The sequence below is a fragment of the Synechococcus sp. RS9916 genome (genome assembly GCF_000153825.1).
Taxonomy (GTDB): Bacteria; Cyanobacteriota; Cyanobacteriia; order PCC-6307; family Cyanobiaceae; genus Synechococcus_C.
This window is the reverse complement of record NZ_DS022299.1, coordinates 1495497-1509416: the sequence shown is the minus strand read 5'-3', so window position 1 is coordinate 1509416 and position 13920 is coordinate 1495497. Positions and strand designations below refer to the sequence as shown.

At 62.6% G+C, this 13920-nt stretch carries 18 protein-coding genes; 13 read left to right on the top strand and 5 right to left on the bottom strand.

Features of this window, described 5'->3' with window-relative positions:
• Positions 1-21: 21 nt before the first annotated feature.
• The 9 genes from RS9916_RS08215 (at position 22) to RS9916_RS08180 (ending at position 6377) form a co-directional block, all read left to right on the top strand.
• Positions 22-174, top strand: coding sequence for a chlorophyll a/b-binding protein (locus tag RS9916_RS08215; protein ID WP_007098886.1), 153 nt, complete (start codon positions 22-24; stop codon positions 172-174).
• Complete coding sequence (gene rlmN, locus RS9916_RS08210) at positions 171-1211, top strand: 23S rRNA (adenine(2503)-C(2))-methyltransferase RlmN (RefSeq protein WP_007098885.1); 1041 nt, start codon at positions 171-173, stop codon at positions 1209-1211. Before RS9916_RS08215 ends, rlmN begins: the two co-directional genes overlap by 4 nt.
• 40 nt (positions 1212-1251) lie before the next feature.
• Positions 1252-3018, top strand: coding sequence for a sodium:solute symporter family protein (locus RS9916_RS08205; RefSeq protein ID WP_007098884.1), 1767 nt, complete (start codon positions 1252-1254; stop codon positions 3016-3018).
• Positions 3019-3070: 52 nt separating this feature from the next.
• The gene (locus RS9916_RS15300) at positions 3071-3196 is read left to right on the top strand and encodes a hypothetical protein (protein ID WP_255346329.1); all 126 of its coding nucleotides are present in this window, start codon (positions 3071-3073) and stop codon (positions 3194-3196) included.
• Positions 3197-3230: 34 nt separating this feature from the next.
• Positions 3231-4040 (top strand): HEAT repeat domain-containing protein, encoded by an 810-nt coding sequence (locus RS9916_RS08200; protein ID WP_007098882.1) that lies wholly within the window; start codon positions 3231-3233, stop codon positions 4038-4040.
• Positions 4041-4144: 104 nt separating this feature from the next.
• A complete protein-coding gene (locus tag RS9916_RS08195; RefSeq protein ID WP_007098881.1) occupies positions 4145-4348 on the top strand; it encodes a DUF2997 domain-containing protein in 204 nt (67 codons plus the stop codon).
• Complete coding sequence (locus RS9916_RS08190) at positions 4348-4740, top strand: DUF1257 domain-containing protein (RefSeq protein ID WP_007098880.1); 393 nt, start codon at positions 4348-4350, stop codon at positions 4738-4740. Before RS9916_RS08195 ends, RS9916_RS08190 begins: the two co-directional genes overlap by 1 nt.
• 18 nt (positions 4741-4758) lie before the next feature.
• Positions 4759-5157, top strand: a complete 399-nt coding sequence (locus RS9916_RS08185; RefSeq protein ID WP_007098879.1) for a ferredoxin — start codon at positions 4759-4761, stop codon at positions 5155-5157.
• Positions 5158-5171: 14 nt separating this feature from the next.
• The gene (locus RS9916_RS08180; protein ID WP_007098878.1) at positions 5172-6377 is read left to right on the top strand and encodes an aldo/keto reductase; all 1206 of its coding nucleotides are present in this window, start codon (positions 5172-5174) and stop codon (positions 6375-6377) included.
• 18 nt (positions 6378-6395) lie between these two features.
• On the opposite strand, the gene rsmG is transcribed toward RS9916_RS08180, so the two are convergent.
• Positions 6396-7148 carry a 16S rRNA (guanine(527)-N(7))-methyltransferase RsmG gene (gene rsmG / locus RS9916_RS08175; RefSeq protein ID WP_007098876.1) on the bottom strand — a complete coding sequence of 251 codons (753 nt, stop codon included), beginning with the start codon at positions 7146-7148 and terminating at the stop codon, positions 6396-6398.
• Positions 7149-7222: 74 nt separating this feature from the next.
• Between rsmG and RS9916_RS08170 the strand changes: the two genes are divergently transcribed.
• From RS9916_RS08170 to RS9916_RS15135, 3 genes are all read left to right on the top strand, one after another.
• Positions 7223-7759 (top strand): J domain-containing protein, encoded by a 537-nt coding sequence (locus tag RS9916_RS08170; RefSeq protein WP_007098875.1) that lies wholly within the window; start codon positions 7223-7225, stop codon positions 7757-7759.
• On the top strand, positions 7746-7967 hold the full coding sequence (locus RS9916_RS08165; RefSeq protein WP_007098874.1) for a DUF3143 domain-containing protein: 222 nt from the start codon (positions 7746-7748) through the stop codon (positions 7965-7967). Before RS9916_RS08170 ends, RS9916_RS08165 begins: the two co-directional genes overlap by 14 nt.
• Before the next feature lie 143 nt (positions 7968-8110).
• On the top strand, positions 8111-8296 hold the full coding sequence (locus RS9916_RS15135; RefSeq protein WP_050752259.1) for a hypothetical protein: 186 nt from the start codon (positions 8111-8113) through the stop codon (positions 8294-8296).
• Between the two features lie 2 nt (positions 8297-8298).
• On the opposite strand, the gene RS9916_RS14915 is transcribed toward RS9916_RS15135, so the two are convergent.
• The 4 genes from RS9916_RS14915 to RS9916_RS08145 are packed head-to-tail and all read right to left on the bottom strand — an operon-like array spanning position 8299 to position 11063.
• Positions 8299-8454 carry a hypothetical protein gene (locus tag RS9916_RS14915; protein ID WP_007098872.1) on the bottom strand — a complete coding sequence of 52 codons (156 nt, stop codon included), beginning with the start codon at positions 8452-8454 and terminating at the stop codon, positions 8299-8301.
• A complete protein-coding gene (gene bioD, locus RS9916_RS08155) occupies positions 8451-9131 on the bottom strand; it encodes a dethiobiotin synthase (protein WP_007098871.1) in 681 nt (226 codons plus the stop codon). The genes RS9916_RS14915 and bioD overlap by 4 nt, the downstream gene beginning before the upstream one ends.
• On the bottom strand, positions 9128-9868 hold the full coding sequence (locus RS9916_RS08150) for an alpha/beta hydrolase (protein WP_007098870.1): 741 nt from the start codon (positions 9866-9868) through the stop codon (positions 9128-9130). Before RS9916_RS08150 ends, bioD begins: the two co-directional genes overlap by 4 nt.
• Positions 9869-9878: 10 nt before the next feature.
• Positions 9879-11063: an aminotransferase class I/II-fold pyridoxal phosphate-dependent enzyme gene (locus tag RS9916_RS08145; protein ID WP_007098869.1), complete on the bottom strand. Its 1185-nt coding sequence runs from the start codon at positions 11061-11063 to the stop codon at positions 9879-9881.
• A 59-nt stretch (positions 11064-11122) separates the two neighbouring features.
• Here RS9916_RS08145 and RS9916_RS08140 point away from each other — a divergent pair, with 59 nt between their 5' ends.
• Positions 11123-13897: an RNA helicase gene (locus tag RS9916_RS08140; RefSeq protein WP_007098868.1), complete on the top strand. Its 2775-nt coding sequence runs from the start codon at positions 11123-11125 to the stop codon at positions 13895-13897.
• The last annotated feature ends 23 nt before the right edge of the window (positions 13898-13920 follow it).

Here is a 13920-nt window from a genome sequence, read left to right as displayed (position 1 = left end):
GTTGTTTACCGGGTCCCGCCCATGCTTGAGCCCACCTTGATTCCCAAGCGCAAGCTCCCTCGGTATGGGTTCCACACCCACACCGAGCGCCTGAACGGTCGTGTCGCCATGCTCGGGTTCATTGCCCTGTTGGTGCTCGAGTTCAAACTTGGCCACGGTGTGATCTCCTGGTGAGCATTGCTCTGCTCGGGCGCAGCGCCGCCGATCTCGAGCAATGGGCCGTTGCCCAGGGCCAGTCATCCTTTCGTGGGCGTCAGCTCCACGACTGGTTGTACGCCAAGGGTGCTCGGGATCTCAATGGCATCACCGTGTTGCCGAAGGTTTGGCGCGCGGCCCTGCAAGAGCAGGGCGTTGTGGTTGGACGGCTGCAAGAGCAATTGCGGTCGGTCGCCAGTGATGCCACCACCAAGCTGTTGCTCGGCACCGAGGATGCCGAGACCATCGAAACCGTTGGCATCCCAACGGATCAGCGCCTGACGGTCTGTGTTTCAAGCCAGGTGGGTTGCCCGATGGCCTGCCGCTTCTGCGCGACCGGGAAAGGGGGGCTTCAGCGCTCGCTGGCGACGCACGAAATCGTTGACCAGGTGCTCAGCATTCGTGAAGTGATGGATCGCCGTCCGTCCCACGTGGTGTTCATGGGCATGGGTGAGCCGCTGCTCAACATTGATGCTGTGCTCGAGGCGATTCGCTGCTTCAACGATGATCTCGGCATTGGTCAGCGCCGGATCACAGTCAGCACCGTTGGTGTCCCGCGCACCCTGCCCAAACTGGCCGAACTGGCGATGGAACGCCTGGGTCGTGCCCAGTTCACCCTGGCGGTCAGCCTGCATGCCCCCAATCAGCAGCTGCGCGAAGAACTGATCCCCACAGCGCATGCCTATCCCTTCGAGGCATTGCTCGACGACTGCCGCCACTATCTCGCCATCACGGGGCGGCGGGTCAGTTTCGAATACATCCTTCTGGGTGGACTCAATGACCATCCCGCCCATGCCGAAGAGCTGGCCGATCGGGTTGGCGGCTTCCAGAGTCATGTGAATTTGATTGCCTACAACCCGATTGAAGAAGAGGAATTCCAGCGCCCATCCGCGGAGCGCATTGCTGGTTTCCGTCGGGTTCTGGAACGGCGTGGCGTCGCGGTCAGCCTGCGTGCCAGTCGCGGCCTCGACCAGAACGCCGCCTGCGGTCAATTGAGGCGACAAAACAAGCCATAACGGTTGAACTAAGGGAGACTGCGCCCATCTGCGATGGGCCATGACCGGCGTTGATTGGCTGATTCTTGTGCTCTACATGGCCGGCACGCTGGTGTTGGGGTTGTGGTTGGCACGTCGGAACCGCAGCGAAGACGATTACTTCGTCGCCGGGCGCAGCCTCAGCGGATGGCTGGCCGGTGCCTCGATGGCGGCCACCACCTTCTCGATCGATACGCCGTTGTACGTGGCCGGGCTGGTGGGGACCCGCGGTCTTGCCGGTAACTGGGAATGGTGGAGTTTTGGCCTTGCCCACGTGGCGATGGCGGTGGTGTTTGCACCCCTCTGGCGTCGCAGTGGCGTGATGACCGACGCGGCCTTCACGGAACTGCGCTACGGCGGTGCACCGGCGGCCTGGCTGCGGGGGATCAAGGCCTTTTTGCTGGCCCTGCCGGTGAACTGCATTGGCATTGGTTATGCCTTTCTGGCCATGCGCAAGGTGGTGGAAGCCCTGGGCATCGTGTCGAATCAGCCCATGGCCTCGTTGGCTGGCTTGCCCGACACGGTGGCTCTGTTGGCAGTGGTGGCTTTGCTCGTGTTGATCTACACCGTGGCGGGTGGCCTCTGGGCGGTTGTGGTCACCGATTTTGTGCAGTTGGTACTGGCGCTGCTGGGGGCAATTGCAGTGGCCTGGGCTGCCGTTCATGCCGCCGGTGGCATGAACGCCATGCTCAATCAGCTTGAGGATCTGGGCCGGCCGGAGCTCTTGGCTCTGGTGCCTTGGCACTGGAATGACAGTGGTTTCGAGTGGATCGGCGGAGCTGGGATCAGTGCTGCCACATTCCTGGCTTACCTCAGCGTGCAGTGGTGGAGCTTTCGCCGCAGCGACGGGGGTGGTGAGTTCATTCAGCGCATGCTGGCCACGCGGGATGAGCGGCAAGCTCAGCTGGCTGGCTGGGTGTTTTTGGGTGTCAACTACCTCTTGCGCAGCTGGCTGTGGGTCTTGGTGGCTCTTGCGGCTTTGGTGTTGCTACCGGCCCAGGGTGATTGGGAACTCAGTTATCCCACCCTGGCCGTGAACTATCTGCCGCCGGTGGTGCTGGGCCTGGTGGTGGTGTCGCTGGTGGCGGCCTTCATGAGCACTGTGAGTACGGCAGTGAACTGGGGAGCCAGTTACCTCACCCATGACTTGTATCAGCGTTTTCTGCGACCCAAGGCCAGCCAGACCGAGCTGCTGCTGGTCGGTCAGCTCACCAGTGTTCTCCTGCTGGTATTGGGGGTGATCACGGCATTGATCAGTGACAGCATCGGCACGGTGTTCCGTCTGGTGATTGCCATTGGTACGGGTCCCGGGGTGGTGCTCGTGTTGCGTTGGTTCTGGTGGCGCATCAATGCAGCCGCCGAACTGACGGCCATGGTCTGTGGTTTTGTGGTTGGCCTTTGTACCTCCGTGGTGCCGTTGTTGGTGATTCCTGACTACGGCATGCGTTTGATGGTCACCACGGGCATCACGGCCGTGGTTTGGATTGTGGTCATGCTGATCACGCCGCCGGAATCGGAAGCGGTGATGGAGACGTTTGTGCGTCAGGTGCAGCCGCCAGGCCCTGGTTGGCGTCGTTGGCGTGAGCGCTTCGGGGTTGAGATGGTGGATCCACTCAGTGAATTGATCCGTCGCTTTCTGCTCAGCAGTGCGGTGCTGTTCGGGGGTCTGCTGGGATCGGGTGCCTTCCTTCTGCATCAATCGCGGATCGGTTGGCTTGGTCTGGTGGTGGCGGTGCTCTGCGGGTTACCCCTGCTGCGCTCCTATGGCCTTCGTTTTGGATCCAACTGAGCAGACTGGCCGGAGCAGCAGGCTTCACAATGGTTGCCAAAGCATTGTTGACGTGCAGTTCTTCCGTTCCACCCTTCTGCCGGCACTGATCGTGCTGTTGTTTGCCCTGGCGCTGGTGGCGGTCAGTGCCCGGATCTGGCTTCCGGGCGACATGTTGGCTCCTGCTCCCGTCGGCTGATCCCGTTGATGCCACTCCCTCTACGATCAGCACCATGAGCGATCACGAGAACCAGCTAAGCGACCAGGAGTTGGCCAACTTGGCCATCGATCCTGATGTGCTTGAAAAAGAGCTGGAGGCAGAACAACTTGTTGACCCGCTCGACGAGATCTCATGCGATGAAAACGCTGATGAGACGCTCCAGGCAGCACGGGATTGTGATGCCGGTCTCGAATGGTTGAAGAGTGGGCCTGAGCACAGGCTTCAGGGTTTGAGGGTTTTTTGTGAGCATCGTGACCCGCGTGCAGTTCCGCTGTTGCTGCCCTTGCTCCAGGAGACCTGTCCGATCGTTCGGATGAGTGCTGTTTATGCACTGGGTCGGAATCCATCGCCCGCTGCTGTTGAGCCACTGCTCAAATTGCTTCAACTCGATGCCAATGGCTATGTGCGCAAGGCAGTGGCCTGGAGCTTGGGGAATCACGCTGACGGACCTGTCTTGACCCCGCTGGTGCGGGCTCTGCAGGCCGATATCGCTGCTGTTCGGCTTTGGGCTTCTGTGTCTCTGGCTGAAGCGGGTGTCACGTCGCCCGCCAAAGCTGATCTGGCGGCTGGTCAGCTCCTCACGAGTCTCGCGATCGACAGCGAACCGGTGGTGCGCAGCAACTGCATTTGGTCTCTGGGTCGGCTGATCGACCAATTGGTGGATCCTCGTCGTGATGAGGTGGTGGAAGCCTTTGTCAATGCGCTGGTGCACGATCAGGAGCCTTCAGTGCGGGACGAGGCGCGCACCGCTCTTGAGCAGCTTGAGAACCCTGAATTGCTCGAGCGGGTTCAGACCCTTGTGGATGAGGGATTGCTGGGCTGATCTCTGCCCTTCGCTCCGGCCCCTCTTCTGTTGGTGTGCTGTAACAGCTGGCCGTCACTGACGCCCTGGGTTGCTTAGCATTTCTCCATTCCTGGTTGAGGTGCATGCCCCAACGCACACTCCGCTTCCGGATCCTTCCTGACGGCCGCGTCGAGGAACGGGTCGAAGGCATTGAAGGAGATGCGTGTCTGGGTCTCACTGAACGACTGGAGACCACTCTGGGTTCCGTCGAACGGAGAGAGGCCACATCTGAGGCCTACAGCACGCGGACTGAACAGTCCCAGCCCTTGTCCGTTGAACAACACTGATGTCCCACTTCAGCACTGTCAAAACCGAGTTGCGCCAACGGGAGCCTTTGGTTGCTGCTCTGCGTGATCTGGGTTACTCCCCTGAGGAGGGCGCGCGTCAGGTGCGGGGTTATCGCGGTCAGACGGTTGAAGCCGAGTTGGCTGTGACCATGGACCAGGGTGGTGATCTCGGATTCCGCTGGAATGCCGAATCTGGTGCTTACGAGCTGGTGACCGATCTGGACCTCTGGAAGCAGCAGGTGCCGATTGAGCGCTTTCTCTCCAAGCTCACGCAGCGCTATGCCTTCAACACCGTTCTCGCGGCCAGTGCTCAGGAAGGGTTTGAAGTCGCTGAGCAGCGCAACTGTCAAGACGGTTCGATTGAGCTGGTCGTGACCCGCTGGGACGCCTGATCAACGAGCGTTCGTAGCGTGTCGCTCTCATTCGATCCTTCGGCGGCGTACCAGGCATCACCTGAGGCGGCTGACCAGCGCACAGGCCATGAGCCTGTGCTTGGTGGTGAGTTGCGCGAAAAAGCTGTTTGGGTCGATGAAGCGGTCTGTATTGGATGCCGCTATTGCGCCCACGTGGCCTGCAACACTTTCGCGATCGAGCCCACACTGGGCCGATCGCGCGCACTCCGCCAAGACGGAGATAGCAGTGCCTGCATTCAGGAGGCCATTGATACCTGTCCCGTGGACTGCATCCACTGGGTCGATTTCGAAGAGCTCGAGGGCTTGAGGGTGCGCCTGGAAGGCATGGAGCTGTTGCCATTGGGCCTCCCTTCACCAGCGCGTCCCCGCCGTCAGCTCCCGCGAAGTCGACCGTGATGTCGTCTTTATCCATGCCTTCGGCCTTGCCGACCCGTCGCTTCGGGCGCACCGAGCTGTCCATGCCGGTGCTGTCGCTGGGCGGCATGCGTTTTCAGCAGAGCTGGACCGATCTTCCCGCTGCAGACATCACCACCAGTTCTCAGCAGACAGTTGCTGAAACCTTGAAGCGGGCTGTGTCCTGCGGTTTCCATCATCTGGAAACAGCTCGCCACTACGGCAGTTCCGAGCGTCAGATCGGTTGGGCTTTGCCTGATGTGCCTGATCCGCAAAGGATTTTGCAAACCAAGGTGCCGCCCAAGGACGATCCCGCGCTCTTTGAGCAGGAACTGGAGCTCAGCGTGGAACGCCTCGGCGGATTAAGGCTCGATCTGCTGGCGATTCATGGCATCAACCTGCCTGAACATCTTGACTGGACGGTGCGGGCAGGCGGGTGTCTGGATGTGGTGCGTCGCTGGCAGCAGCAGGGCCGTATCGGCCATGTCGGCTTTTCCACCCATGGCCCCACGGAGCTCATCCTTGCGGCGATTGCCACCGATGCCTTCGATTTCGTCAACCTGCATTGGTACTTCATCCGTCAAGACAACGACCCTGCTCTGACGGCGGCAACCCGTCACGACATGGGCGTGTTCATCATTAGTCCCACTGATAAAGGCGGGCACCTGCACACGCCTTCGGCTCGATTGTCCGAGCTGTGCAAGCCCCTGCATCCGATCGTCTTCAACGATCTGTTCTGTCTCAGTGATCCCCGCGTCCACACCATCAGCGTTGGTGCCGCCCGTCCGGGCGATCTTGACCTTCATCTGGATGCGCTCACCCATCTGGAGCATGCACAGGAGCTGATTGCACCGATTGCAGCGCGGCTGGAGGCTGCGGCGCGTTCGTCTCTGGGGGAGGCCTGGTGTGACACCTGGCGTCAGGGGCTTCCCGACTGGGATCAAACACCCGGGCAGATCAATTTACCGGTGCTGCTGTGGCTGCATGGTCTGGTGGAGGCCTGGGGCTTAGAGGGATATGCCCGTGCCCGTTATGGGTTGCTGGGTCAGGGGTCCCATTGGTTCCCGGGTGCGAATGCCGATGCCCTCGACCATGCGGTCAGCGAGGCGAATCTGCAGACCGTGCTGGGCGAGAGTCCTTGGAGTGATCAGATCCCTGAGCTTTTGCGGGGCTTGCGCAAGCGGGTGGGAGGCGCGACGCAGAAACGGCTGTCGAGCACCTGATCAACGATCACAAACGGTCTAACTAGGTGTTGAACCCAGTGGCAGTTTCGCCGGCAGGCCAATGGCCCGTGGGTAGGCCTTGGGGCAGGGAGCTGTGGGCTGCAACCGGAACTGATGGCGCATCCCTTTTCCGGCGGGGAGTTCGCGTCCTTCCTGGAATCGAATTCTGGCTTTGAGTGCCAGCAAGGCCTGCTCGAGCTCGCGTTGGTCGGTTTGATCCCAGCGGCCCCGATACAGAAGCGCCTCACCCTGGGGTTGCAGCAGGGGGACCAGGTATTCGGCCACCACGGGAGCGGCGGCAACAGCCCGTGCCATGGCGAGATCGAACTGGCCCCGACAGCCGCGGTCACGGCCGGTGAGTTCCACCCGTTCGGTGCGGATGCGGACCCGTTCCTTGAGGCCGATGGCCTCGGCCATCGCCAGCACGGCTGCGGTTTTGCGCCCGACTGAATCGACCAGCGTGAGCTGGGCTCCCGGCAAGGCGATGGCGACGGCCAGACCCGGGAAACCGCCACCGGTGCCCACATCAATGCATCGTCGCGGTGCGTTCGGGGTTCGCAATTCGTCCTGCAGGGGCCAGAGGCTGTCGAGGATCTGTGCGATCCAGAAGTCCTCCCGTTCCAGCAGTCGGGTGAGATTGACGCGTGCGTTCCAGCGCAGCAGTTCCTGCTGCAGTGCTTCGAACTGATGTCGCTGCTCCGCAGACGGCGTCCAGCCCAGGGCCTCCCAGAGGGCCGGACCTGGAACGCTGTAGGTGGGCGGGGTCGGCATGGCAGCCGGCAGCTCAGTTCTTCCTAGGATGACGCCTCGCCCACCGGATCCAAGCGGGCCTGGCCCTTCGACGTTTGAGCAGCGCACAGAGCCACTACGAACGTCTTGGTGTGGCCCCAGAGGCCGATGCGTTGACGCTGCGTCAAGCCTTTCGTCGTCGCAGCAAAGCCCTTCATCCCGACACCACTGCATTGCCTGCAGCCGAGGCGGCTCGGCAGTTCCAGAAGCTGCGTGAGGCGTATGACCTGCTGCAGGATCCACGCCAGAGGGCTGCCTATGACGCAGGGTTGGCTGCAGCGGATCAGGTTTCACCTGTCCCAACCCCTTCGCCGGTTGCTCAGCGTCATTCCGATGGCTGGGGGCACGTGGGTGAACGTCGCCCCTTATCCGGCGGCGAGTGGTGGGCTTTGGTGCTCTTGGTGCTGGCCCTGGCGTTTTGTCTCCTGCTGGGGCTCGGTGGTGCCTGGGCCCGGGGCTTGGAACTTCAGGTGCAGCCCAGTTGGATGGTGGCGGAGCAGACTTCTCCTCAGCCTCTGAACCGCGCCCGCAGCGATGAGCCCCCTGCCGCCCGCCCAGACGCCCCTGAACCAGCATTCGTTGCGGGCCCTTGAGACCTGGCTGGCCGATCTCGGCGCCGTGCGCAGTGACCAGGATGCCTGCCTCTGGCAGTGGTCACAACCGCTCTGGTCAGCCCAGATCCGACTGGATCAGGAGGACCTTCAGGTGATCTGGCTCCAGGATGGAGCGACCTCTCAGCGCAGCTTCCCCTACGGCCTGTCTCGTCTGGATATCGAAGCGGCGATGCGGGCGGGGCCTTGAAGCGTTGCCATCATGACAATGTCGTTGCGGTGGATCCGGTGGCCAGAGCACATCCAGAGACCCGACGGTCGAACCGTTTTTGCTCGCCCGCGCAGCGCAGCCCGTATCACTCTCTTGCCGCTGGTACGGCGCTGACCCACGGGATGGAGATGTTCGCCGAAGGCGGCTGGTCGGCGATTCGCATCCGGCTGGAAGCCCGGGGTTGGTCACCCACCCAGATCGAGCTGATTCACGATCAGCTTCGTCAGGGATGGCCTCTGACCATGGCGGCCCGTCAGGTATCTCTTTCGACGGGATTGTGTCCGCTGCGCTCCCGTCCTCTTGGTTGAGATCAGCGGCACACGTCGCTGCGTTGTTCGCCGCTGGTGGACAGGGGACCACAGTTGAACCAGCGCACCAGGTTCACTTCCACGTCGGTGAACAGCACCAAGATGCCACCACAAAGAAGGACGACGGCGAGGGTGGCCCAGGTCTGACGGCGGCTCATGGGCAGGTGGACCGGCTGGAATGCAGTGCTTCGAACTTAGGGCCGAGTTGCTGCTGCCGCCACTGTTGATCAAGGCTTTCGGCGGTGAGGGGATTCAGCGGAGGTAGTTGCGCCAGCACGGGAACACCCCCCAGTTGTTCGAGGGTGCGGGGGTTGTCGGCATGGGCGGGTCCGTTGAGGACGAGTCCCAGCACGGTCAGGCCGCGGCGGTGTAGGGCTTCGAGGCTCAACAGGGTGTGATTGAGCGTGCCAAGGCCGCTTCGGCCAACCAGCACGATCGGCAGCTGCCAGCGTTCCAGCTGCTCGATCTGTAGCCAGTTGCGGCTCAGGGGCACCATCACGCCGCCAGCTGTTTCAACCACCAACGGCTCTGTCGTTGAGGGCAGGCTCAACTGGTCTGGGTCGATGCAGCAGTTTTCCTGCTCGGCAGCCCAGTGGGGTGAGACCGGTGCCTGAAACGCATAGGCCTCAGGAATCCAGCGTTGTTTGGGAAGTTGGAGCAATTGGGTCAGCCACTGTCGATCGCCTCCTTGCTCCAGTCCACTTTGCACTGGTTTCCAGTACTTGGCCTGCAGGCCCTGCACCAGCAGCGCGCTGACGACGGTCTTGCCCACATCGGTGTCGGTGCCGCAGACCACCAGCTGCAGTGGGGCCGCGCCAGGGGGGGCGGAGGTCATTGGCTGAGTGATTGGGTAGAAGCATCCTCGCCATCCAGCCAGTGGCGCACCCGCATCAGCAGGTCTGGTGCCAAGAGGGCATGGCCGCAGCCGCTCAGCACCCAGAGGTCTGCGGGGACCTCGAGGTGGGTGTCCAGGTCACGCTGGAGCTGCTGGCGTGCTTCCGCCACCACGATGGCGTCAGCCTCCGCGTTCACCACCAGCACCCGGGCCCGCGCAGGAAAACCGTCGGGAAGGGCGGTGGTGGCCATCAGCAGCTGGAGGTCGTTCTGCAGGCGTTGGCGGCCTGTCTCGCTCAGGCCTTCGTTGACGGGGCTTGATGGCAGAGCGCTGTTGGGTGTGGGCGCTGCAGCTCGTTCGAGAAAGGTCTGCAACATGGCGCTTTCCCTGGAGGTTCCGATGCAGCGTTCCATGCCTTGGAGGCCGGTTTGCAGCGCTCGTCCGGCCCTGCCCTGAGGCACAAAACGACTGAAGCTCGCCAGCAGCACCACGTCGGTGGCCTCGGCAAGCAGGGGCGATGCGAGCAGATGGGCCCCTAAGGAGTGGGCGATCACGACGCGACGTCGACGTGCTGCAGGGTCGGGGTCCTTCTGCCAGTGCAGTTGGCGTGGCTCCAGTGATCCATAGCCCCGTTCACCGCTTTGCCAGATCCAACCATGGTTTTGGAAGTGGCGTCCCCAGGGCCCCCAGGAGCGGCTGTCGCCGCTCCAACCATGCATCGCGATCACCTGCTTCATGGGTGCTGGATCAAGGGTGTCGTGTTGCCTTCAGGCGGCGCAGCAGTAGCGCCAATGTGTCATCGCTCTGCTGTCGGTGCAGCACTAGGCGCAAGCGGGCTGAGCCCTCCGGCACGGTGGGTGGGCGAATGGCAATGCTCAGCACACCGTCTGCCTCCAGCTGTTGTTGCAGATCCAGCGCTGCCTGGTCGTCTCCCACCAGAAGGGGAAGAATCGGCCCTTTCCCTCCGGGCCGGGGCCAACCGGCCGCGGCAATAGCATCCCGCCAGTGCTCGGCCTTGGCGACCAGCTCTTGCCCCCAGTGCGGCTGGCTCCTGATCAGTGCCAAGGCTGCCAAGGCTGCAGCGGCGAGGGGTGGGGCCAGGGCGGTGGTGTAGCGGAACGCGCCGCTGGTTTGCAGCAGCCTCTCGCCCAGTGCTTCGTCGCAGGCTAGGAAGGCTCCACCACTGCCGAAGGCTTTGCCAAAGGTGCCACTCACCATCGTTACCCCGGCGCCGGCGTTGGCCTCGGGCTGTGCGAGCGCTGCCGTTAGGCCTCGTCCGCCAGGGCCGAGCACCCCGAGGGCGTGGGCTTCATCAATCAGCAGCTGGGCGTGGAAGCGGCTGCAGAGGGCAGACAGACCGGCGAGGTCGGGGCTGGTGCCTTCCATGCTGAACAGGCTTTCGCTCAGCACCAGGAGCGGTTGGTTGGGGCGGTTCGTCCGCACCTGCTGCAAATGCCGCTCCAGATGGTTGAGATCGTTATGGGCGAAGCGCTTGAGGCGCGCACCGCTGGCTTGCACCCCCACCAGCAGGGAGTGGTGGATCAAGCGGTCGGCCAGCACCGTGGTGTGGCGATCGGCGAGGGCGGACACCGCCGCGAGATTGGCCTGAAACCCGCTAGGGAAGAGCAACACCCGCTGCCATCCCAGCCAAGTGCTGAGGTCGGCCTCTAATTGCTGGTGCACGGGACGACTTCCGCTCACAAGGCGAGAACCACCGGATCCCACTCCCTGCTCGTGCATGGCCGCCCCGGCAGCCTCCAGGAGTGCGGGATGGCGCGCCAGATTGAGGTAGTCGTTGCTGGCCAGGTCGCGCAGCCCAGGATCATTGCCGTCGCTGCTGACAGCGCGTAGACGTCCTTCGTCGTTGGTGCTGTGCGGGGTCGGGGCCCAGGTGCGCAAGCGGCGACGGCGGGCAGGCGGAAGGCTGGCCATCCCATCACTTTGGTGCACGCAGTACAGACGTTGCGCTAGTCCTCCTTAGGATCCTGGCCATGGCTGATCGCGATTCACCCTCCACGGAACAGCAAGCCGATGGGGTGATCGACCTCAATCAGCTGTTTCCTTTTCCTCTGGATGACTTTCAGTTGGAGGCGATTGATGCCCTCAACCAGGGGCATTCGGTTGTTGTTAGCGCGCCGACAGGATCGGGCAAAACCCTGGTGGGCGAATACGCCATCCACCGGGCCATTGCCCATGGTCAGAAGGTCTTCTACACAACACCGCTGAAGGCGTTGTCGAACCAGAAGCTCCGGGATTTCCGTGAGCAGTTTGGTGCGGAGAATGTCGGCTTGATGACCGGCGACCTGAGCGTGAATCGCGAAGCCCGGGTGGTTGTGATGACCACCGAGATCTTCCGCAACATGCTCTACGCCGAGGCAGAGGAGGGCAACGATCCACTGGCGGATGTGGAGGCGGTGGTGCTCGATGAGTGCCACTACATGAATGACTCCCAGCGCGGCACCGTCTGGGAGGAATCAATCATTCACTGCCCTCCTTCAGTGCAGTTGGTGGCGCTGTCGGCCACGGTGGCCAACGCCGGTCAGCTCACGGATTGGATTGAGCGGGTGCATGGGCCCACCCGGCTGGTGCTCAGTGATTTTCGGCCAGTGCCCCTGCAGTTCAGCTTCTGCAGTGCCAAGGGGCTGCATCCCTTGCTGAATGAGGCAGGTACTGGTCTGCATCCCAACTGCAAGGTGTGGCGGGCTCCCAAAGGTCACAAACGCAAGGGGCGTTCGCCCAAGCCGCCCCAGCCGGAGGCACCGCCGATCAGCTTTGTGGTGGCCCAGATGGCGGAGCGCGCGATGCTCCCCGCGATCTATTTCATTTTCAGCCGCCGCGGCTGCGACAAGGCGGTGCGTGATCTGGGAGTGCAGTGCCTGGTGACCGCGGAAGAGCAGGCTCGGATTGCAGCTCGGCTGAAGGCCTACACCGCCGCCAATCCAGAGGCGGTTCGTGATGGGTTGCATGCCGATGCCCTGTTGCGGGGTATCGCTGCCCACCACGCCGGCGTCCTGCCGGCATGGAAGGAACTCATCGAAGAGCTGTTCCAGCAAGGGTTGGTGAAGGTGGTGTTTGCCACCGAGACCCTGGCCGCAGGCATCAACATGCCGGCCCGCAGCACTGTGATTGCGTCGCTCTCCAAGCGCACCGAACGGGGGCATCGGCCTTTGATGGCCAGTGAGTTTCTGCAGATGGCCGGTCGTGCTGGCCGCCGAGGTCTTGATTCCAAGGGCTATGTGGTCACGGTTCAGAGCCGTTTTGAGGGGGTGCGTGAGGCCGGTCAGCTGGCCACGAGCCCCGCGGATCCCTTGGTGAGTCAGTTCACCCCCAGCTACGGGATGGTGCTCAATCTGTTGGCTCGCCACGACCTCGCCAAGGCCAGGGAATTGGTGGAGCGCAGTTTTGGCCGTTATCTGGCCAGTCTCGACCTGGTTGAGGAGGAGGAAATCCTTACCCAGCTGCGTCTGCAGCTGGGCCAGCTTCAAGGCACCTCTGGTGACGTGCCCTGGGAAGACTTCGAGGACTACGAAAAACGTCGCGGGCGGCTGCGGGAGGAACGCCGGTTGCTGCGCATCCTTCAACAGCAGGCCGAGGAAACATTGGCCAACGAACTCACGCTGGCCCTGCAGTTCGCCAGCGTGGGCACCCTCGTCAGCCTCAAGGCCCCGCAGTTGCGTGGTGGTGTGACCCCGGCGGTGATTGTCGACAAGCTCGATGGCCCAGGACAGTTTCCGTTACTGCTCTGCCTCACCCAGGAGAACGTTTGGCTACTGGTGCCCTGTCAGGCGGTGGTCAGCCTGCATGCCGAGCTCAGCTGTCTGCAGGTGGATGGTGTCACCACTCCGGATTTGCATCGGGCTGGTGAGCTGCGCCATGGCGATCAACAGAGTGGTGGTCTGGCCTTGGCGGTCGCCCATATGGCCCAGCGCCACGACATGACCACTCCGCAATACGACCTGGCCGGTGAAGTGCTCTCCCAGGCTCGGTTGGTGAAGGAGTTGGAAGACGACCTCGAGACCCATCCGGCCCATCGCTGGGGTGATCGCCGCCAGCTCAAGAAGCATCGCCGGCGGATGGAGGAACTGGAGATTGAAATCAGCGAGCGCCAGCAGCTGCTCCATCACCGCGCCAATCGCCATTGGGAGATATTCCTGGCGCTGATCGAGATTCTTCAGCACTTCGGCTGCCTCGATGAGTTGCAGCCCACTGAGATCGGTCGCACGGTGGCAGCTCTGCGTGGGGATAACGAGCTCTGGCTTGGTCTGGCATTGATGAGTGGCCATCTCGATGACCTGCCGCCGGCGGAGCTGGCAGCGGTGTTTGAGGCCATCAGCACGGAGGTCAACCGCCCAGATCTCTGGAGTGGTTTTCCGCCACCGCCGCGCGCCGAGGAGGCCTTGCACGATCTGATGGGGATCCGCCGTGAACTGCTCAGGGCTCAGGAGCGCTGCAACGTGGTGGTGCCCGCCTGGTGGGAGCCGGAATTGATGGGTCTGGTGGAAGCCTGGGCCAACGGTTGCGCTTGGAATGACTTGATTGCCAACACCTCCCTGGATGAAGGCGATGTGGTGCGGATCATGCGCCGCACCGTGGATCTGCTGGCGCAGGTTCCCTATTGCGAAGCCATCAGCGAACAGCTGCGTAGCCATGCGCGTCAAGCGTTGCGGGCGATCAATCGCTTCCCGGTGGCGGAAGCCGACGATCTGCTCAAGGCCGCGGCTGCGGAAGCGGCGGGGCTCAATCCGGCGACTGAGCGGGCTGCTTGAGTCGCCGTTGCCCCACTCAACTG